The organism is Aquipseudomonas ullengensis (genome assembly GCF_014174475.1).
Lineage (GTDB): Bacteria > Pseudomonadota > Gammaproteobacteria > Pseudomonadales > Pseudomonadaceae > Aquipseudomonas > Aquipseudomonas ullengensis.
On record NZ_JACJUD010000008.1, the window covers coordinates 112,643 to 132,912 of the forward strand.

The window sequence follows — 20,270 nt, forward strand, 5'->3', positions numbered from 1 at the left end:
GTCGCGACAACGAGCAATCCACGCTGCCCCGCCAGTCGGGCGGTGCGGGTAGTCAGGGGGCGAGCCAGATGACGTCGACCCTTCCCGATTTCGACGGACTGCTCGACTGGGCAGCCCTGTCTCCCTGGGTCGAGTCGGCCGGCCTGCCTGGTGGCGGTCCGGTGACCGCAGTGACCCAGCTCACCGGCGGCTCACAGAACAACCTGTTCCTCATGCAGCGCGGCGATGCTCGCTTCGTGCTGCGTCGCCCGCCGCGTCACGTTCGTGCCAACAGTAATGTCACCATGCTGCGTGAAGCGCAGGTGCTCAAGGCGTTGGCCGGCAGCGATGTGCCGCATCCTGCCTTGCTGGCCGCCTGTACCGACACTGATGTGATCGGTGTGAACTTCTTCGTGATGGAGCCGCTGGAAGGATTCTCCCCAGCAGGCCCTCTCCAGGGGCGTTATGCCAGCGATGCCGGCTGGCGTCGGCAGATGGGCGAGGAGTTCGTTCGTGCCGCCGTAGCATTGGGCCGCCTCGACTATCAGGCGCTGGGCATGGCGGACTTTGGCAGGCCGGATAATTGGCATGGCCGTCAGGTCGAGCGCTGGCGTTCGCAACTGGACGGTTACCGTGACACTCCCGGCTACAGCGAGACTTCGCTGTCCCATGTCGACGAGGTGGGCCGCTGGCTTTCCGACAATGTCCCCGCGGACGGTTGCATCGGCATCATCCACGGCGACTTCCAGTGGCCCAACGTGATGTTTTCCCTCGAATCCCCGCGTATTTCCGGGTTGATCGACTGGGAACTCTCCACCCTTGGCGATCCGCTGCTGGACCTGGCCTGGGTGCTGACCTCCTGGCGCGAGCCGGGTGACCCCGAGGGTGGTGCCGGCGCCAAGCCGGTGGTAGAGCCTTGGGATGGCTTCATGAGCCGCGCTGAGCTGATCGCCCTGTACGGCGAGCTGAGCGGTCGTTCCATGACCAGCATGCCGTGGTTCTTCGTGCTGGCCTGCTACAAGCTCGCCTGCCTGCTCGAAGGCACCTATGCGCGCTCACTGATCGGCAAGGCCCCGAAAGAAATGGGTGCCTACCTGCACGACTACGCCACCTGGCTGATGGCCAAGGCCCGACAACTCATCGCAGCCGCCTGACGCGGCCCGCCGCCCCTGACTGGAGAACGACAGATGTGGGATTTTTCTACCGACCCTGAATTTCAAGCCAAGCTGGACTGGATCGACCGCTTCCTGCGTGAGGAAGTGGAGCCGCTGGATGTGCTCTATCCCTCGGTGAGCGTGGTCTACGACACGCGTCACGAGAAATCCCGCGCCATCCTCAAGCCCCTGCAGGAGAAAGTGCGTCAGCAGAGGCTCTGGGCCTGCCACCTTGACCCGCATTTGGGTGGCGAGGGCTACGGTCAGCTCATGCTGGCGCTGATGAACGAGCGCTTGGGTCGATCCCTCTGGGCGCCCACCGTCTTTGGTACCGCCGCGCCGGATACCGGCAACGCCGAGATCCTGGCCATGTTCGGCACCCCCGAGCAGAAGGCGCGCTACCTGCAGCCGCTGCTGGATGGCGACATCGTTTCCTGCTTCTCGATGACCGAGCCTCAGGGCGGTGCGGACCCGCGGGTATTCGCCACCACCGCCGTGCAAGAGGGCGACCACTGGGTGATCAATGGCGAGAAGTGGTATTCCTCCAACGCCCGCTACGCCGAGTTCATTCTGGTGCTGGCGGTGACCGACCCGGAGGCGCCGATCCAGAGCCGCATGTCCATGTTCATCGTGCCGCGTGAGACTCCGGGTCTGGAAATCATCCGCAACGTGCCGCACATGGGCGAGCGTGTGGAGCAGGACGAGGCCACCGAAGGCTATCTGCGCTACAGCAACGTGCGGGTACCTCTGGACCATATGCTTGGCGAGGTTGGTGGCGGATTCGCCGTGGCCCAGGCTCGCCTCGGTGGCGGTCGTATTCACCATGCTATGCGCACCGTCGGCCAGTGCCAGCGGGCACTGGACATGATGTGCGAGCGCGCGCTCAGCCGTTCTACCCAGGGCACCCTGCTGGCGGAGAAGGGCACGGTGCAGGCCATGCTCGCCGACACCCAGATCGAGCTGGAGCAGTTCCGTCTGCTGGTACTCAAGACCGCCTGGATCATCGACAACAGCCACGGTGACCCGCGCAAGGCGCGCGCCCATATCGCCATGGTCAAGGTGGCAATGGCGAAGATCTACTACGAGATCGTCCGCCGTGCCATCCATCTGCACGGCTCCCTCGGTGCCACCTTCGAAACGCCGCTGGCCTACATGTGGAACAACGTGCCCACCATGGGCCTGGCCGATGGCCCGACCGAGGTGCACCAGATCACCGTCGCCCGAGAACTGCTGCGTAACTACAAGGCTGCCGAGGGGATGTTCCCCTCCGAGCACCTGCCGCCGAAGATCGCCGCTGCCCGCGCCCGTTATGCCCACATCCTGGGGGAGCAATGATGAGCGACAAGCTGTTCGACCTGACCGGCAAGGTCATCCTGGTCACTGGGGGCAGTCGTGGCCTGGGCTACCAGATGGTCAAGGCGTTCGCCGAACGCGGCGCTGACCTGGTCATCGCCAGCCGCAAGCAGGACGCTTGCGAAGCCGTAGCCGAGGAAGTGCGGGCACTGGGCCGGCGTGCCCTGGCCGTCGCCTGTCACGTGGGCAGGTGGGCCGAAGTGGAGCGTCTGGTGGAGGTGGTCTACGCCGAGTTCGGTCGCATCGACGTGCTGGTCAACAATGCCGGCATGTCGCCGGCAGTGCCTAGCCACGAAGTGACCGAGGAGCTGTTCGACAAGGTTCTCGGCCTCAACTTCAAGGGGCCGTTCCGCCTGAGTGCGTTGGTCGCCCAGCGCATGGCGGGCGGCGAGGGCGGCTCGATCATCAATATCAGCAGCACCGGCGGTATCCGCCCGTCCCCGCAGATAGTGCCCTACGCCGGCGCGAAAGCCGCGCTGAACGCCATGAGCGTGGGTCTGGCCCAGGAATATGGGCCCAAGGTACGGGTGAACACCATCTCCGCCGGCCCCTTCCTGACCGACATCGCCAAGGCCTGGACCGAGGACATGCGTCAGAGCTGCGCCAACGCCTTGGGTCGACCGGGTCAGTCGGAGGAAATCATCACGACCGCGCTCTACCTGGCCAGCCCTTACTCCAGCTACACCACCGGTTCGCTGATCAAGGTGGATGGCGGCTTGCCATAGCGCAGGTGGGCTGACGCCCACCCACGAGTACTTTCAACTCCATACAACAAGAACAAGAGGTCGATGCCATGCAGCTAGCAGGCAGGAACGCGATCGTCACCGGCGGCGCCCGCGGTATAGGCGCCAGCGTGGTGCGTGCCTATGTAGCGGAAGGCGCGCGGGTGGTTTCCCTAGACGTGCTGGACGAGCAGGGCAGGGCCCTAGTCGATGAACTGGAGGCCCGCCACCCTGGACATGCCCTGTTCCTCCATTGCGATATCTCCGACAAGGCCCAGGTGGACGAAGCCTTCCGTGAGGCGGTGGCTTGGTTGGGCGGGCTCAATGTGCTGGCGAACGTCGCTGCGGTGGAGCGTACCGCGCCGGCCGAGACCATTGGCCAGCCGGACTGGGACCTGATCTTCGACGTCAACATGCGTGGCACCCTGCACACCAACCAGGCGGCCTTTGCGTATCTGCAGGACCAGGGCGGGCGCATCATCAATTTCGGCTCCGCCGCCGGCCTCAACGGCATGCCGGGCGCCGCCCACTATGCCGCGTCCAAGGGCGCGGTGCTGGCCTGGACCCGCACCCTGGCCCAGGAGTGGGCGCGCTATGGCATTACGGTGAACGCCCTGGCGCCGATGATCTGGACGCCCATGTACGACGCCCACCGGGCCAAGATGAGTGCAGAGGAACTCGCCGCCCACGACCAGATGCTCAGTCGCCTAATCCCCCTGGGGGGCAAGCTGGGTGACGCCGAGCGGGACCTGGCGCCGGTGATGGTCTTCCTCGCCGGGGAGGGTTCGCGCTTTATTACCGGGCAGACCCTGTGTGTCGACGGCGGCACTGTGCCGGTCCGCTGAGGGAGATGAGCGATGCGCGAGTTTGCGAACAAGACTGTGGTTATCACTGGTGCAGCCAGTGGCCTTGGCCTGGCCATGGCACGGTCCTTCCAGCGTGAGGGCATGCGGGTGGTACTGGGCGATCTGCCTGGCCCGGCGCTGGAAGCGGCGCGGGACAGTCTGGCTGGTCAGGGCGGCAAGGTGCTGGCAATTCCCGTTGACGTCTCCGATGCCGATTCGGTGGAAGCCCTGGCCCGCCAGGTGGATGCCATCGGCGGGGCGGACATTCTCTGCAATAACGCCGGCATCACCGGCGACCGGCCCAGGAGCAGCTGGGAGCACGACCTGAACAACTGGCGACGGGTGCTGGACGTCAACCTGATGGGGGTCATCCATGGCCTGCACAGCTTCGTGCCGCGCCTGCTGCGCCAGGGCCGTCCGGCCCACATCGTCAACACCGCCTCGATGGGTGGGCTGATGGCCATTCCCTTTATCGCGCCCTATGTGGCGGCCAAGTCGGCGCTGGTGGCGCTGTCCGAATCCCTGGCCCTGGAGCTGGTGAGCGAAGGGGCAAATATTGGGGTTTCGGTGTTCTGCCCGGGGCTGGTGCGCACGGGTCTCACGGGGCCGGGACGCGACCATCCCCATTCGCAGGCCCCCGAGCCTTCGAGCGCCGCCCTGGCCTTTCAGCAGGGCACCCAGCAGGCGCTGGGAAAGGCGGTGCTGAGCGCCGAGAGCGTGGCTGAAGTGCTGCTTGCGGCCATTCGCGAAGAACGTTTCTACGTGCTGACCCATGAAGGTTCCCTAGCGCTGGCAGGACAGCGCTGGCAACGCCTGGTCGGCCACTACCCATCCGGAGTTTGAAACCATGAGCTTTTCCATTCAACTCAACGATAAGGCGCTGCCGGGCTGGTCCGTCGGCCAGATGGACACCGTCAACGACGTGGTGCGTCGCGCGGCGTGGGAGCATGGCGAGCGTCTTTTCCTCGACGTGCAGGGCGATATCTACAGCTTCGCCGACATCCAGCGGGAAAGCTGCCGGCTGGCCAATGGCCTGGCCGCCTTGGGCGTGGTCAAGGGCCAGACGGTGGTGAGCCTTCTCGACAATAACGCCGATGCCGTACTGCTCTGGTTCGCCCTGAACAAGCTGGGCGCCATCAGCGTACCGGTGAACACCGCCCTCAAGGGCGAGTTCCTGCGTCACCAGATCGCCGATGCGACCGCCGAACTGGTGATTGCCGAGACCGAGTACGTCGAGCGCATTGCCCTGGTCAAGGATCAGCTGCCGCATCTCAAGTACATCGCCCACCGTGGCGCCGCGCCTGTCGCGGATCTCAGCGGGAAGACACTGGTCTGCCTGGAGGCGCTGCGCAGCGAAGACAGCAGCGATCCCCAGGTCGAAGTACTGCCCAGCGACCTGAGCATGCTCATCTATACCGGCGGCACTACCGGCCCGTCCAAGGGCTGCATGATCAGCCACAACAACGCCTGCAACGAGGCGCGGCAGATCATAGAAGCCCATGGGCGTACGCCTGAGTCCATCACCTGGACGCCACTGCCCCTGTTCCACCTCAATGCCACGGTTACGACCGTCCTGTGCAACCTGATGATCGGCGCCCGCGCTGTGATCTACCCGAGATTTTCGGTTTCCGGATTCTGGGCCGATATCGAGCGCAGTGGCGCCAACGAGGCCAACCTGCTGGCCTCGATGGGCCCGCTGTTGGCCGACGCTCCGGACAACGAGGCCATGAAGCGCTGTTACGGCAAGCTCAACAAGGTCTATTCGGCGCCTTTCCCGCCGGAGCTGCAGGCGCGCTGGCGCGAGCGTTTTGGCGTACGCCACACGGTAGGCGGGGCTGGTTTCGGCCTCACCGAATGCGCCATCGTCACCCTGCTGCCTTTCGGCCAGCCGGACAAACCCAACTGCGCCGGGCGCCGCTGCGACTCGTTTGATATCCGGGTGGTCGACGATTTTGACGTCGAACTGCCCTATGGCACGCCCGGCGAGCTGATCGTGCGGCCCCTCAAGCCCCACGTGATGTTCGAGGGTTACTGGAACCGCCCGGCCGACACCCTCAAGGTGATGCGCAACATGTGGTTCCACACCGGCGACATCGGCAAGATGGACGAGGATGGTTTCTTCTTCTTCCTCGACCGCAAGAAGGACTACATGCGCCGTGGCGGCGAGAACATCTCCGGCTTCGAGATGGAGCGCAGCTTCATTGCCCATCCGGAGATCGAGGAAGTGGCGGTTCACGCGGTGTTCTCCGAACTGTCGGAGGACGAGGTGAAGGTAACCGCCGTGCTGCGCGCGGGCAGCACGCTCAGCGAAGAAGATCTTTGCCGCTGGGCCATCGATCGCGTGCCGTACTACGCGGTACCGCGCTTTATCGAGTTCCGCTCCAGCCTGCCGCGCAGCCCTGTAGGGCGGATCCTCAAGTACCAGCTACGCGATGACGGGGTTACCCCGCAGACCTGGGACAGGGTTAAGGCCAACCTAACCTTCACCAAACGCTGACTCGCTGAAGTGCGGCGATACCTGTCAGGCGTGATTGCTGATGGGGGCGTCGCACTCAAGCATCGAGCGTCCTTGCTGAGCTACACAAACGGCAAAAAATTAAAGAGTGTCATTTATTGATTTGGCAGGTATAGAATCCGGCTAAACAACAACACGGCTGAGTGGGGTATCCACGCATGAGTTCCCAGCATAAATCCGGTCCATCCATGGCGATCGACCTCACCGAATTTCGCCAGGGTTGGCGCATCCTGATCCTGGCACTGCTGGGAATCGGTACTTCTGTGTCCGTCGTTCCGCTTTATTCCTTCGGTTCCCTGGTGCTGCCGCTGCAGGAAGGTCTTGGCTGGTCACGTGAAGTGATCCAACCGACCATTGCCTTTCTGCTTGTCGCGACCGTCATCGCCGTGCAGATCAGCGGCTGGCTGATCCGCCGCTATGGCTTGCGCCCTGTGGCTATCCTCTCGCTGCTCGGGCTGTCGCTGGCTTATTGGTTGGTCACTTTCGTCACAGAGGTCTGGCAGCTTTATGCCTGTTACACCCTGCTGGCTTTCGCCGGGATGGGTACGACCATGGTGACCTGGACACAACTGGTAAACCTCTGGTTCGACCGCAACCGTGGCTTGGCGCTGGCGATCATTCTTTGTGGTACCGGCAGCGCTGCATTGGTCCTGCCGCCACTGCTTAGTTGGGTCATCGGGCTGGCGGGCTGGAAGGCCGGCTACTGGGTTCTCGCGCTTATGCCGCTGCTGATCACTATGCCGCTGTCGATTTTCTGGATGCGCAGCGACAGCCCGGTCATCGCCGTAGCCACTCATGCCGTAGGCGGGCCGTCCAGGCTCGTTGGTTTGTCGCTGGGCGAGGCCGCCCGTTCACCACGCTTCTGGCTGTGCAACGTCGCTCTGCTGATGTCCGTTACTGCGATGGTCGGCATGGTCACCAATACCATTCCGATGCTGCGCGACAAGGGCCTGTCTGCCAGTGACGCGGCGTTAGCCTTCAGTATCTACGGCGCCTCGCTGATTTTCGGGCGGGTGGTGGTGGGTTACCTGGTCGATCGCCTGTGGGCGCCCGGCGTGGCTTTTGTGGTGCTGGCGATGCCGGCGGTGGGCTGCCTGATGTTTTCCGTGGTGGACACCCACTTGCACAGTCTGATGCTGGCCTCGGCACTGGTCGGCTTAGGTGCCGGGGCGGAAATGGACATCGCTGCTTTTCTTATGGCCCGTTACTTCGGGATGCGTGACTACAGCCGCATCTTCAGCCTGCATATGGGCTTCATTGGCCTGGGGGCCGCCCTGGCACCGCTGTATTTCGCCTATCTATATGCCCAGACCGGTTCCTATTCCGGATTGCTGACCCACTGTGTCATCACCTTCGCCTTGGGCTCGGTGCTGATTCTCACCCTAGGCCGCTACCCGAAGTTCGACCAGCCGGAGCCGGCCGAGCAGGCTAGCCAGCGGCCCGATGACGACTTGTCGGGCCTTGCCCGTAACCAGGCGTGAGGAGTACGGAAATGAGCGGCAGAAATGTCCAAGAAGTCAGCGCCTATGCGGCCAGTGTTCCACCCCTGCAAGGTATGGATCCCTTCCTGACGCACTTGGCGATCTATGGCACACCGGAGTTCGACGAGGAGGGCGCAACTCTGCGCCTACGCCTCAAGGATCATCACATGAATGGTGGGGCTTCAGCCCACGGTGGATTGTTGATGACCCTGATGGACGTCGTGCTGGCCTGCTGCACACTGGGTCATGGCAGCGGCCGCAGCTGCGTCACCGTGGAACTCAAGACCACCTTTATGCGTCCTGGCGGCATTAGCGGCAACCTGCTGGTAGCCAGGGGTTTCCTGCGTTCCAGCGGCAAGTCCTTGGCGTTCTGCGATGGCGAGGTGCGTAACGAAGCGGGCGAGTTGCTCGCCACCGCGTCGGGCACCTTCAAGTACGTGAATCGCAAGACGCCGGCAGCCTAGCGGGAGAACAGGCCCTGCGGGTCCAGCTGTTTCCGGAGCGCCCGCATGTCCTCTGCTTCCGGCAGCTGAGCTAGGCCTGGCGCGCAGCCGTCCGGGGTGAAGCAGATCGCCTGGCCACCCAGGGCCTGAGCGTGGCGCTGGATCACCAGTGTCGGCTCGGCGCTTTTTAGCCAGCGCTGGGTGCCGCCCCAGTCCAGAAGCACCGGCCCCGGCAACTTCCGCTGCGGGACACTTGCGTTCGCATGAATGCACCAGAGCGGGCGCGGGTCACGGAAGAAGCTCAGGCGCTGTTCGCGCAGATCGTCCCACAGGCTGTCGCTAGTTTCTTCGCCGCCAATCAGGCTTCTTGCCCTTTTCACTGCTTCCGGAGTGCCTTCCAGGCGTAGATAGAGCGCATCGCCGGTGTGGCAGCTTCCGCTGAGCGGGGAGGAGTAGCGCATCCAGCTGTGGAACTGGTGCAGGGCCAATGACTGGCTGATTTCCAGGCGCAGAGTCAGGCTCTGGCGAGGCTTTTGTCGTACTCGCAGGCATATCTCGGATATCACACCCAGGCGGCCAAGGCTGCCAGCCACCAGTCGGCTCGGAATATCCTCGCCACCAAAGTGGCGCATCTGCCCCGTGCCATCGATCAAGCTGCCGCCTTGGAGGTGCTCCGCCACGCCACCGGCCCAGGGCCGGCGAGGGCCGGCCAGGCCCGTGGCAACCATGCCACCGACTGTGGCGTTGTTTGAGAACGCCGGTGGCTCAAAGGCGAGCATCAACTGATGTTCATCCAGGGTGGCGCTGAGCTCCTGCAACGCTGTGCCTGCTCGTGCGCGAATCCAATGTTGCGTTGGGTCGAGTTCGAGAATTCCACTGTGGTTGCGACTGTCCAGGGTTTCTCCTGAAGTGCCCAGACCCAGAAAGGTTTTGCTGTCGCCGCCGCTGATTCGCAGCTTGGCACTCCTTGCCTGGGCGGAACGGATGGTGTCGATCATCTGTGCACTGGCGTCGTGATCCTTCATCGCTGTCCTGGCTGATTTCAATAATTGACTATGTGTCAGTTTATTGGTTAGTTTCACAGCCATCAACCAGGGCTTGAAAAGCCAGTTTTCGGAGTACGGATTTCATGACTGCAGCAGTGCTAGCTCCACAGAACTGGAGCCAGAAACACCTGGCGGAGCTGTTTGTGCTGGAGCAGGAAGCTTGCGGTTCATTCCTGGCCAGTACCCACGACACCAACCTCAATGGTCGGGTGTTCGGCGGCCAGCTGCTGGGGCAGGTATTGGCCATCGCGCAGCGCTGCAGCCCGGAGCTGATGCCTGCGACACTGCATTGCCTGTTCCTCCAGGGAGCGCGCACCGACCAGCCATTGCACTACCGGGTGACGCCCTTGCAGAAGGGCAAACGTTTCACCAGCTTGCATGTCAGCGGCCAGCAGGGAGCACGTCGGGTAGTGGATGCGCAAGTCACCCTGCAGGCGCCGATCAGTGGCTTTTGTCACATGGAAACGGTGGCCGAACTGCCCGGGCCAGAAGAGCTGCAGGCGCTGGATGTCATCGAAGACGGTCGTTGGGCACGCTTTGTCAGGCCGTTCGTGGAGCTGCGCATCGTCGAGCCGCAGCGCTATCTGCGGCAATGCGCCGGAGAGCCGGCCATCGCCTACTGGTTGAAGCTGCGCGAGCGGCTGCCGGCATCGCCTGCAGTGCACGCCCAGGCCTTGGCCTATCTCAGCGACTACTGGATCAATTCGGCGGCAATCAGCTACCACGTGCCTATCCAGCACGCGCGGGACCGACTGTTCGTCTCCAGCCTCAACCATTCCTTATGGTTCCACCAGCCAGTGGTGGCCGATGACTGGCTGTTATTCGTCTGCGAGAGCCCAAGCATGCAGCGGGGGCGCGGCCTTACCCAGGCACGGGTATATGACCGGGCGCGCAACCTGGTGGCATCCATTGCCCAGGATTGTCTTGTTGGGGAGCGGGAGTAGGGAGGGCCTACCTGAATGGGCTGCCCTTTTCCCTCCGCGAGATGATTGGGGTGAGGGCATGAGGGGAGTGCAGGGCCTGGACAGCTACAGCCCTGTGTCTGTCTGCTGTTCCTGTGGCAACGGATGGTGTTCCCGCAGGAAGTCGATAATGGCGGCGTTAAAGCGGTCGTTCTTGTCGCCAGCGACCATGTGTCCAGCGCCCTCGATATCGACGAAAGCCAACGGCAGCATATGGCGCAGTTCCTCCACGCCTTCTGGGCTGACCACGTCGCTTTGACGGCCGCGTACCAGCAGGGTGGGTATTTGGATCGTCGCAGCTGCCGCCGCCATCGTCTGGCTAATATGCGCGACCTTTTCCAGATGGTTGCCGGCGATAAAGCGCGGGTCCCAGTGCCAGTACCAGCGGCCGTTGTCGCGTTGGCGTAGATTCTTGGCGAGGCCGCTGAGATCACTGGGTGGAGGGCGGTTGGGGTTGTAGGCGCCAACCACTTCGGCGGCCTGCTCCAACGAAGCGAAGCCGTCCGGGTGCTGGGTCATGAATCCAAGGATATGTTCAATACCCTGGGGCTCAAGGCGCGGCGTGACGTCCACCAGTACCAGTGCCTTGGCGATGTCTGGATAGCGCCCGCAGGCCACCAGCGAATGGGTGCCGCCCATGGAAGCGCCGACCAAAGCTGGAGGGCTACCACCCAGAGCTTTGATCACCGCCAGCAGGTCAGCGACTTGGGCCTCCAGGCTGTAATCGCCGTCCTCGACCCAGTCGGATTCGCCATGGCCGCGGGCGTCCACTGACACCGCGCGGTAACCTTTTTCGGCCAAGATCTGGTGGGCGCGCGCCCAAGAGTGGCGGGTTTGCCCGCCACCGTGGAGGAGCACTACCGTAGGGGCGCTCCCGGCGCCGGAGAGATCCACCGCGAGGCGGTTCCCACTGGCGCCTTTGAACCAGATCCGCACTTTCATCGCGTCCGTTTCCTCAGCGCTTTGCAAGCTTGAAGCCGGCTTTTTCACGGTCCCAGGTGCTGGTGGTGACGCCTTCATCACGCAGCTGGAACTTGTAGATGCGGCCCAGCGGGCTCTTCGGCAGAGCACTACGGAACTCGATATAGCGCGGGACTGCGTAGTAGGGCATTTGCTCGGCCGCCCAGCTGCACAAGTCTAATTCGCTCAGCACGGTGTCCGGTTTGAGAGTGATGGTCACCTTCAATTCGTCCTCGCCCAGATCGGAGAGCACTGCATGGGCGGCCACTTCGTCCACGGCTGGGTGCTGCAGGAAGGCGCTTTCCACCTCGAAGCTGGAAATGTTCTCGCCCCGGCGACGCAGGTAGTCCTTCTTGCGATCGAGGAAATAGAAATAGTCATCCTCGTCGAACATGCCGATGTCGCCGGTGTGGAACCACATGTTGCGCATGACCTTGAGGGTATCTTCCGGACGCTTCCAGTAGCCCTCGAACATGATGTGTGGCTTGCGCGGCCGAACGATGATCTCGCCGGGAGTGTTGGGCGGCAATTCGTTGTCGTGGTCATCGACGATGCGTACGTCGAAGTATTCCGTGTTGCGTTTGCCGGAGCTGTTCGGACGCATCGGAGTACCGAATGGCAGGATGGTAGGCAGCGAGCATTCGCTCAGGCCGAAGCCGCCAACGACGGTGTGGGTGACGCCGAAGCGTTCTTTCCACTGCTGCTGCACTGGCACTGGGAACGGCGCGCCCCAGACTGCTTTGATCTGGCCGAAGCAGCGCTTCATCGAGTCGTTATCTGGCGCGCCGGCCAGCATCGGCATCATCGCCGCCAACAGGCCTACGTCATTGGCGCCGGTGCGCTCTATTTCCGGCCAGAAGTTGGAAACCGAGAAGCGCGGGTAGATGGCGACCTGAGCGCCGACCATCATGTTGCACAGGATACTGGTAGCCACGGCATTGAAATGGAACAGCGGTAGCGGAGTCCAGGTGATGGTCGTTTCATCTCGATTTGTGATCATCAGCATCTGCCGCGCCAGGCTGCACGTATAGTTGTGACTGATCATGCAGCCCTTGGACGGGCCAGTAGTGCCGCCAGTATAAATGAGCATGGCCAGGTCACCTGGCTCTACGTCAACGTCTGGCTCACTGGTGTCATCGCTGAGAATGCTGGTCCAGGGCAGCAGTTGTTTGTTAAACACAAGGTCGGGCGTGTTGCCGCGATAGACCAGGGTTTCCAGCTTCGGCAGCTTGTCGGCGATGCTGGCCACGCGCTCGGCATAATCGTGTTCGGCGATCACTACGGCAGCATCGGCGTCCGATACCTGGTGGCGTAGGAAGTCCCCCTTGAGCGCAGTGTTTACGGGCACGCTTATCGCGCCAAGCTTGTTGATGGCGAACCAGATGGCTACGGCATCTGCCGAGTTGTCGAGGATGGTTACTACCGTCTGCCCTTTACAAATACCCAAGGCGCTCAGTCCGTTGGCAAGACGACAGGCTGTCCGGTTCAGTTCGGCGAAGCTGTAGGTCTCGCCAAGAAACTCGAGGAACTGTCGGTCGCCATACTTCTCTGCGGAGCGTTGCAGCACGGCGTTGATGGTATCGACCTGATCAGTGCTCCAGCCGGGTTCGCGTGTTGACATATATCTGGACCTCGATGTTGTTTTTGTAGGCGCCTCTCGTCGAGCCTGAATTGAGAGGCAGTTCCGTTACCATGGCCAGCAGTCAGGTTGCTTCAGCGTCGGCCGCTTTGGCCATTGGTGGGCTAAAACTGACTGTTTGACATTTTTTAGAGTCTGCCGCAGTCTGGATGGGGGGTCAATACTCTCTCGAAGAGTCCACCCTGAACTCGCCTGAAACCCGATAACAAGCAAAGAGGAAGCTCCATGGTGTCGGCTCTGGAACGAACAGCGATCATTTCTGGCATCGGCCAGTCGGCAGTGGGGCGCCGGTTGGGGCGCACAGGTCTGGATCTTACGCTCGAAGCCGTTATGGCGGCGCTGGCGGACGCGGGCCTGGATCGCAGTCAGATAGATGGTGTGGCCAGTTGGCCGGGCTATCGCGCCGACATGCCATCCTTCTCGCCAGTGTCCATCGGTCAGGTCAAGGAAGCCCTAGGGTTGGAGCTGAATTGGTACTGCGCGGGTAATGAAGCGACCCAGATGAGTGCCCTGATCAATGCCTGCATGGCTGTGTCCTCGGGCCAGGCGCGTCACGTCCTGTGCTTTCGCACCATGACCGAATCCAGCGCCATGGCCCAAGGGGTGCGCTCCAGCACCGTGGGTGGGGGCGCGCAGCGGGTATCCGGCTTCGCTGAGTTTCTGGTGCCGTTCCAGGCTACGTCCGCAGCCAACTGGGTGGCCCTGGCCGCCAGCCGTTACTTCCATGAGTTTGGGGTCCGTCGCGAGCAGTTGGCGGCCATTGCCCTGAACGCCCGGCGTAACGCCATGCTCAACCCCAAGGCGGTTTACCGCGATCCGCTCAGTCTTGACCAGTACATGGAGGCGCGGATGATTTCCACGCCGCTGTGCCTGTTCGACTGCGACGTGCCGGTGGACGGCTCCACCGTGCTGATCATCTCGCACCGTGACACCGCAGCGGATCTGCGCAGCAAGCCGGTATTCGTCGAATCCATCTGCGGCCCGTTCAGTGGTCGTGATGCTTGGGATCAGATGGACGATCTGACTCGTTACAGTGCCGAGGCCTGCGGTAAACGCCTGTGGAGCCGCACGGATTACAAACCGGCGGATGTCGATTTGGCTGAACTCTATGACGGCTTCAGCTTCCTCTCGCTGCTGTGGCTTGAGGGGTTGGGCTTCTGCGGTCGAGGTGAGGCGGCGGCGTTCGTCGAGGGTGGCCAGCGCATTGCACTCGATGGCGAATTGCCCCTGTCTACCCACGGCGGTCAACTTTCGGCCGGTCGCCTGCACGGCCTCGGTCATGTGCACGAGGCCGTGGTGCAGCTACGTGGCGAGGGCGAGGCACGCCAGGTTCCGGGCAATCCGAAACTGGCCATGGCCAGCAATGGCGGCGGCCCGCTGGCCGGTGCGGTGCTGTTGTCGCGCGAGTGACGCCTGGATTGGTGCTCCGCCACATGATCAGGTGGGAGCACCCTCTGCATACGCAGTAACGATCAGCACAAAACCTTCAAGGAGACGGACATGAGAGTCCTGGTCGCCGCATTGGCTTTTTTTTGCCTGCAATTCCAGGCGTTCGCCGCAGAGCCCCTGGTGATCGGGCTCAGCTATCCCAGTACTGGAAGCTACAAGTGGGAGGGGTTGTCGCAAAAGCGCGGGGCACTGATGGCGGTGGAGGAGATCAATCGCGAAGGCGGCGTCCTGGGCCGGCAGCTCAAACTGGTCAGCCGGAACAGCGGCGCCATGCCCGATCGGGCGGTGCAGAACGTCGAGCGCCTGGCGGCCGACGGCGCCGTGATGCTAATGGGCGGTGCCTCCAGTGACGAGGTCATAGCCGCCGGCGAACGTGCCCGGCAATTGCACTTGCCGTACTTCGTGCCCACCGCCTACTCCAATCGGGTGACGGGTCGCGCCGGTCACGCCTTCTTGTTCCGGGAAGGGGCGAGTGCCCGGATGGCCAATAACCTGCTGATGGAGTACCTGGAGACCACACTGCCGGGAAAACGCTACTTCATCATCACCAGCGACACTGTTATCCCCAATGGCCGGAGCAGCGACCTGGGCGAGGCCTCACGTAGTCGTGACCTGTCCAGTCAGCGCCACTACCGCGAAGCGCTCAAGCAAGCCGCCCAAAGCAAGACCGAGGTGCTGATCCTGATGCTGTATGGCACGGACGTGGTGAACGCCATGCGCATGGTGGATCACCTGGGGCTGAAGAAACGCATGCAGGTGGTGGTACCCAACCTCAATCAGGACGTGGTCGACCAGGCCGGGCCAGCCTTGATGAGTGGCGTGATCGGTACTGACACCTGGACCTGGCGGGTGCCTGAGCGCGAGGGCAACCCGAGCGGCAAGCGCTTCGTCGCCGACTACAGCGGTCGCTACCAGAGTTACCCCTCCAGTGCCGCCGCCTCGGCCTACGGCATTGTTCGGCAATGGGCCGACGCGGCGGTACGCGCCGGCACGACGGAGTCGACGGCAGTGATCGCGGCCCTGGAAGGCCACACTTATCGCCTCCTCAAGGATGAGCAGACTTGGCGCGCACTGGATCACCAGAACCTGCAGGGTATGTATGTGGTCAGGGTCAAGCCGCGGGCGGAGGTTCTCAAGGACGAACTGAAACAGGATTACTTCGAGATCCTCTACTGGATGGAGGGCGAGGTGGCCGCGCCGACTGAGAAAGAGGTGCTCTGGGAGCGCAGTCCGGAAGGGCCTGAGTGATTCCCTAGCCTGTTCGTGGAAAGGCATTGGCGAAGGCATAAAACTGATGATATGTTACTTAGCGGTAACGTAAAACAACAACAATCAGGTGCCTGCCATGCAAGAGCAATATGACTACATCATCGTGGGCGCGGGCTCGGCCGGTTGCGTGCTGGCCAACCGGTTGTCCGCCGATCCAGGGGTTTCGGTTCTGTTGGTCGAGAGCGGCCCCGCCGACACTGACCCGATGATCAGAATGCCGCGCGGCATCGGCAAATTGTTGGTCGCGGGTAACAAGCATGTCTGGGATTACCAGATTGATCCGGGCACTGGTCAGCCCGAGGAGCTGTGGCTGAAAGGCCGTACTTTGGGCGGCTCCAGTTCGATCAACGGCATGGTCTACGTGCGTGGCACACCGGCCGACTACGACGCCTGGGAAGCTGCTGGCTGCACCGGCTGGGGCTGGCAGGACATCGGTCGGCAGTTCGTTGCGCTGGAAGATCACCAGCTTGGCGCGGCGCAGTGGCGCGGGGCCGGCGGCCCGCTCAAGGTCAGCATCCATCCAGCGGGCTCGCCGCTGTGCGAGGCGGTGATTGGCGCCGCAGAACAGTGCGGTATACCACGGGTTGCGGACACCAATGATGTCGCCACGGTAGAGAGTGGTGCCTTCGGCTATCAGCCCCAGAACACCTGGCGCGGCCAGCGTTTCAGTACTGCACGGGCGTTTCTGCAGCCCATCCGCGCGCGCACCAATCTCACCGTGTTGACCGCCACTAATGTGCTGAAGATCAACTTCCACGGGGGGCGTGCTACCAGCGTCAGCCTCAGGGGCAAGCGTGGCATGCGGGAGGTCGGCATCGGTCACGAGGTGATTCTCAGCGCCGGTGCCATCGAGTCGCCAAAGCTGTTGCAACTTTCCGGTGTCGGCCCGGCGGCGTTACTGCGCGAGCATGGCATTGGCGTGGTCGCCGACCGTGCGCAGGTTGGCAGGAACCTGCGTGAGCACGTCTGCCTGCCTCTGCAATACCGGGTGCGCAGCGGCAGCCACAACCCGGCCTTCCGTGGCCTTGGCCTGCTGGGTTCGCTGTGGCAGTACTTCACAGCCAGCAGCGGTCCGCTCAGCCACGCTGCCCACGAGGCGGGCGGCTTCGTCAAGACGCGTCCGGAGGTCGAGCGCGCTGATGCGCAGATCGGCGTCAGCCTGCATTCCCTGACGGTGGCGAAGACCAACCAGGTGGTACCTGAGAAGGAGCATGGCCTGACCTTCTACAGCTACTTCACCCGTCCCGAGAGCCAGGGCGAACTGACGATCCGCAGCGCCGATCCCGACGTCGCTCCGGCGATCAAGGCCAACTACCTGGCGGCACAGGCCGACCGCGATGCCGCCGTGGCCGTGATTCGCTGGATCCGCAAGCTGGTCGCGCAGCCGGCATTGGCACCGCTGGTGGTCGAGGAGCTGGTGCCCGGCCCGCAGTACCACAGCGACGAGCAGTTGCTCGAAGCGGCCTTGCGCATCGGCCGGACCGCCTACCACGTGGCCGGCACCTGTCGCATGGGCGGCGACGCCGATTCGGTGGTGGATCCCGAACTGCGGGTGCGCGGTGTGGAGGGCGTGCGGGTGGTGGATACCTCGATCATGCCGACGCTGCCCTCGGGAAATACCAATGCCCCGACCATGGCCATCGCCCTGCGTGCGGCTGAAATCATCCAGGCGGACGCCAAGAGGCGCGAGACCGAAGCAGCGCAGCACCAACCGGAATTTCACGAACTTGAGGGTCAGCAGCAATGAGCGTTCCTTTCACTGATATCAAATCCTTTTATATCGATGGCGAATGGGTGCTGCCGACTCAAGGGTACGAGCCCATTATCAACCCGGCCACCGAGGAGATTATTGGCGAAGCGCCCCTGGCCGGCCGAGCCGAACTGGAGCTGGCCCTGGCCGCGGCGCGCCAGGCGTTCGACGATGGCCCCTGGCCGACCCTGCCGATGGCCGAGCGGATCACGGCGGTGAAGCGCCTGCGGGCGGCGATTCTGGCTCGCGAGGAGCGCATCAAGCAGCTGCTGATCGCCGAAGTGGGCGCGGCCCAATTGCTGCTGAACAGCGCTCAGTTCAAGGGCGCCATTGAAGCTATCGACTACGCCATCGGTCTGGCGGAGAAGCTGCAGCCCCACGGCACGCCCATCGAGCTAAAGCCCAATCCCTTCGATCCGGCCGGCGGCGACATCCTCGCCGCCGGCATGGTGGTTCAGGAACCCTACGGCGTGGTGGTGGGCATCACCCCGTACAACTATCCGTTCCTGCTGAATATTGTGAAGGCCGTGCCGGCCTTGCTGACTGGTAACACGGTGGTCATCAAGCCATCGCAGTTCACCCCGTTCTCGGCCCTGCTGCTCGGTGAGGTGATTGTCGAGGCCGAGCTGCCGCGCGGTGTGCTCAGTGTGGTCAACGGCGGGCCTGAAGTCGGCGCGATGCTGACTGAGGACCCGCGAGTGGACCTCGTCACCTTCACCGGCTCGGACAAGGTAGGGCAGGCGATCCTGCACCAGTCCGCCGGCACCCTGAAGAAGGTCCACCTGGAGCTGGGGGGCAAGTCGGCAATGATTGTCCGGCACGACGCCGATCTACTGAAGGCTGCCGGCACCGCCGCCTTCAGCATGTCCATGCATGCTGGCCAGGGTTGCGCATTGCTGACCCGCTACCTGGTGCACAACTCGATCCGCCCGGCCTTCGTCGAGACGGTCAAAGCAGTGCTCAGCCAGTTCAAGATTGGCAACCCCGCCGACCCCAGTGTGATGGTCGGGCCGTTGATCCGCGAAAGCGCGCGGCAGAAGACCGAGCAGTACGTTCAGATCGGTCTCGATGCCGGGGCCACCCTGGTGGCTGGCGGTCGGCGGCCGGCGCATCTGGAGCGTGGCTTCTTCCACGAGCCAACCCTGTTCGATAACGTCGATAACGCCTCGCGGCTGGCCCAGGAGGAAGTGTTCGGTCCCATCGGCGTGGTGATCGGTTTCGACAGCGACGAAGAGGCCATCCGTATGGCCAATGACTCGAAGTTCGGCCTCAGTGGCGCCGTCATGTCCGCTGATCGTGCCACCGCTTACCGGATGGCGCTCAGGCTGCGCACCGGTGGCGTGTCCATCAACGGTGGCACCGGGGACTTCTTCGTTAAGGCTCCCTTCGGCGGCTACAAGCATTCGGGTATCGGTCGGGAGTTAGGCAAGGACTGGCTCAACGAATTCCTGCTGGAGAAATCCATCACCTATCCCATCGGCTGAATCGGTTGCCACCAACCTGCGAGGACATGTCATGTATGACGTAATGAATGGAGTAAGAGTGATCGAGGTGGCCGAGCACACCTTCGTGCCAGCTGCCGGCATGGTGCTGGCCGACTGGGGCGCGGATGTGATCAAGGTGGAGCGCGCCCAGGGCGGTGATGCCTCGCGGCATATGAAGTTGCCAGGTGCAGACGGCGTGATCAACCCTTTCTTCGAGGCGGCCAATCGAGGCAAACGCGGCATTGCCCTGGACCTGACTCAGGCGGCGGGTCGCGAACAGCTGTACCAGCTGATCGACGGCGCCGACGTTTTTCTTACCAACCTGCGTGCAGATGCCCGGCAGAAGCTCGGTATTGAAGCGGCCGACCTGCTCGCGCGCAATCCTAGGTTGATATATGCCCGTGGTACTGGCTACGGGCTGCACGGGGCCATGGCCAATGACGGCGGGTTCGATTACCCGTCGGCCTGGTGCCGCGCGGGCGCCGCCAACGGTCAGACGCTACCGGGGGAGGCGCCGCCGCGCCAGCCTGGCTCGATCGGTGACCTCACCGGTGGCGTCACCCTGGCCGGCGCCGTCGCGGCCGCGTTGTTCCGTCGCGAGCGCACCGGGCAGGGGGCGGTGGTGGACAACGCGCTGTACATGGTGGGGACTTACCTGATGTCGCAATCCTTGCTGGCGACCAGCATCGGCGCGGCAACTATCCCCGTGCAGTCGCAGGCGGACAGCGACTTCGCCCTGGCCAACAATTACCGCACCCGCGACGGTCGCTGGATCAGCCTGTGCCTGCTGATGGACAAGTGGTGGCCGGACTTCGTCGCCCACATCGAGCGGCCAGAACTGCTGGAGGATCCGCGCTTCGTCGATGCCCGCGCGCGGCACATCAATTCGCGCGCGCTGATTGCCGTTCTGAACGAGGTTTTCGCTGGCCGCGACTATGCCGACTGGTGTGCGCGCCTGGCGAGCCTGGAAGGCGTCTGGGCGCCCGTGCAGAACCCGGCGGAGGTGCTGGCCGATGCCCAGGCGCTGGAGAATGGCTTTGTCAGTCCGGTGGCGGACAGCTACCTGACGGGGGTGTCGCCCGCCCAGTTCGACGAGCGCCCCGTGGGTGAGCTGCGCATAGGGCCCGGCTTCGGACAGCACACGGATGAAGTGCTTCGGGAAATCGGCGTAGGAGAAAGCGAACTGGTGGTGTTGCGAGAGGCAGGCGTGATCAGGTAG

Annotated in this window: 17 protein-coding genes; 14 read left to right on the top strand and 3 right to left on the bottom strand. The window is 63.1% G+C overall.

Going from position 1 to position 20,270, the window contains the following annotated elements:
- Nucleotides 1-68 precede the first annotated feature (68 nt).
- From H3H51_RS20320 to H3H51_RS20355, 8 genes are all read left to right on the top strand, one after another.
- Nucleotides 69-1,133, top strand: a complete 1,065-nt coding sequence (locus H3H51_RS20320; RefSeq protein WP_183090903.1) for a phosphotransferase family protein — start codon at nt 69-71, stop codon at nt 1,131-1,133.
- A 33-nt stretch (nt 1,134-1,166) separates the two neighbouring features.
- Nucleotides 1,167-2,468, top strand: coding sequence for an acyl-CoA dehydrogenase family protein (locus H3H51_RS20325; RefSeq protein WP_183090904.1), 1,302 nt, complete (start codon nt 1,167-1,169; stop codon nt 2,466-2,468).
- Nucleotides 2,468-3,211 (top strand): SDR family NAD(P)-dependent oxidoreductase, encoded by a 744-nt coding sequence (locus H3H51_RS20330; protein WP_183090905.1) that lies wholly within the window; start codon nt 2,468-2,470, stop codon nt 3,209-3,211. The genes H3H51_RS20325 and H3H51_RS20330 overlap by 1 nt, the downstream gene beginning before the upstream one ends.
- A gap of 68 nt (nt 3,212-3,279) precedes the next feature.
- Nucleotides 3,280-4,053, top strand: a complete 774-nt coding sequence (locus tag H3H51_RS20335) for an SDR family NAD(P)-dependent oxidoreductase (protein ID WP_183090906.1) — start codon at nt 3,280-3,282, stop codon at nt 4,051-4,053.
- Between the two features lie 12 nt (nt 4,054-4,065).
- Nucleotides 4,066-4,896 carry an SDR family NAD(P)-dependent oxidoreductase gene (locus tag H3H51_RS20340; protein ID WP_183090907.1) on the top strand — a complete coding sequence of 277 codons (831 nt, stop codon included), beginning with the start codon at nt 4,066-4,068 and terminating at the stop codon, nt 4,894-4,896.
- 4 nt (nt 4,897-4,900) lie between these two features.
- Nucleotides 4,901-6,550: an AMP-binding protein gene (locus tag H3H51_RS20345; protein ID WP_183090908.1), complete on the top strand. Its 1,650-nt coding sequence runs from the start codon at nt 4,901-4,903 to the stop codon at nt 6,548-6,550.
- Between the two features lie 206 nt (nt 6,551-6,756).
- The gene (locus H3H51_RS20350; protein WP_235981437.1) at nt 6,757-8,049 is read left to right on the top strand and encodes an MFS transporter; all 1,293 of its coding nucleotides are present in this window, start codon (nt 6,757-6,759) and stop codon (nt 8,047-8,049) included.
- Between the two features lie 11 nt (nt 8,050-8,060).
- Complete coding sequence (locus H3H51_RS20355) at nt 8,061-8,513, top strand: PaaI family thioesterase (RefSeq protein WP_183090910.1); 453 nt, start codon at nt 8,061-8,063, stop codon at nt 8,511-8,513.
- On the opposite strand, the gene glcE is transcribed toward H3H51_RS20355, so the two are convergent.
- Nucleotides 8,510-9,517: a glycolate oxidase subunit GlcE gene (gene glcE / locus H3H51_RS20360; RefSeq protein WP_183090911.1), complete on the bottom strand. Its 1,008-nt coding sequence runs from the start codon at nt 9,515-9,517 to the stop codon at nt 8,510-8,512. The two genes, H3H51_RS20355 and glcE, sit on opposite strands and share 4 nt — an antisense overlap.
- 104 nt (nt 9,518-9,621) lie before the next feature.
- Between glcE and H3H51_RS20365 the strand changes: the two genes are divergently transcribed.
- Nucleotides 9,622-10,482 carry an acyl-CoA thioesterase gene (locus tag H3H51_RS20365; RefSeq protein WP_183090912.1) on the top strand — a complete coding sequence of 287 codons (861 nt, stop codon included), beginning with the start codon at nt 9,622-9,624 and terminating at the stop codon, nt 10,480-10,482.
- 84 nt (nt 10,483-10,566) lie between these two features.
- On the opposite strand, the gene H3H51_RS20370 is transcribed toward H3H51_RS20365, so the two are convergent.
- Nucleotides 10,567-11,442, bottom strand: coding sequence for an alpha/beta fold hydrolase (locus tag H3H51_RS20370; protein ID WP_183090913.1), 876 nt, complete (start codon nt 11,440-11,442; stop codon nt 10,567-10,569).
- Nucleotides 11,443-11,455: 13 nt separating this feature from the next.
- The gene (locus tag H3H51_RS20375; protein WP_183090914.1) at nt 11,456-13,081 is read right to left on the bottom strand and encodes an AMP-binding protein; all 1,626 of its coding nucleotides are present in this window, start codon (nt 13,079-13,081) and stop codon (nt 11,456-11,458) included.
- Between the two features lie 243 nt (nt 13,082-13,324).
- Between H3H51_RS20375 and H3H51_RS20380 the strand changes: the two genes are divergently transcribed.
- The 5 genes from H3H51_RS20380 (at nt 13,325) to H3H51_RS20400 (ending at nt 20,270) form a co-directional block, all read left to right on the top strand.
- Nucleotides 13,325-14,509, top strand: a complete 1,185-nt coding sequence (locus H3H51_RS20380) for a thiolase family protein (RefSeq protein WP_183090915.1) — start codon at nt 13,325-13,327, stop codon at nt 14,507-14,509.
- Nucleotides 14,510-14,599: 90 nt separating this feature from the next.
- Nucleotides 14,600-15,796 carry an ABC transporter substrate-binding protein gene (locus H3H51_RS20385; RefSeq protein WP_183090916.1) on the top strand — a complete coding sequence of 399 codons (1,197 nt, stop codon included), beginning with the start codon at nt 14,600-14,602 and terminating at the stop codon, nt 15,794-15,796.
- 97 nt (nt 15,797-15,893) lie between these two features.
- A complete protein-coding gene (locus tag H3H51_RS20390; protein ID WP_183090917.1) occupies nt 15,894-17,564 on the top strand; it encodes a GMC family oxidoreductase in 1,671 nt (556 codons plus the stop codon).
- Complete coding sequence (locus H3H51_RS20395; protein ID WP_183090918.1) at nt 17,561-19,051, top strand: aldehyde dehydrogenase family protein; 1,491 nt, start codon at nt 17,561-17,563, stop codon at nt 19,049-19,051. The genes H3H51_RS20390 and H3H51_RS20395 overlap by 4 nt, the downstream gene beginning before the upstream one ends.
- 31 nt (nt 19,052-19,082) lie before the next feature.
- Nucleotides 19,083-20,270 (top strand): CaiB/BaiF CoA transferase family protein, encoded by a 1,188-nt coding sequence (locus H3H51_RS20400; RefSeq protein ID WP_183090919.1) that lies wholly within the window; start codon nt 19,083-19,085, stop codon nt 20,268-20,270.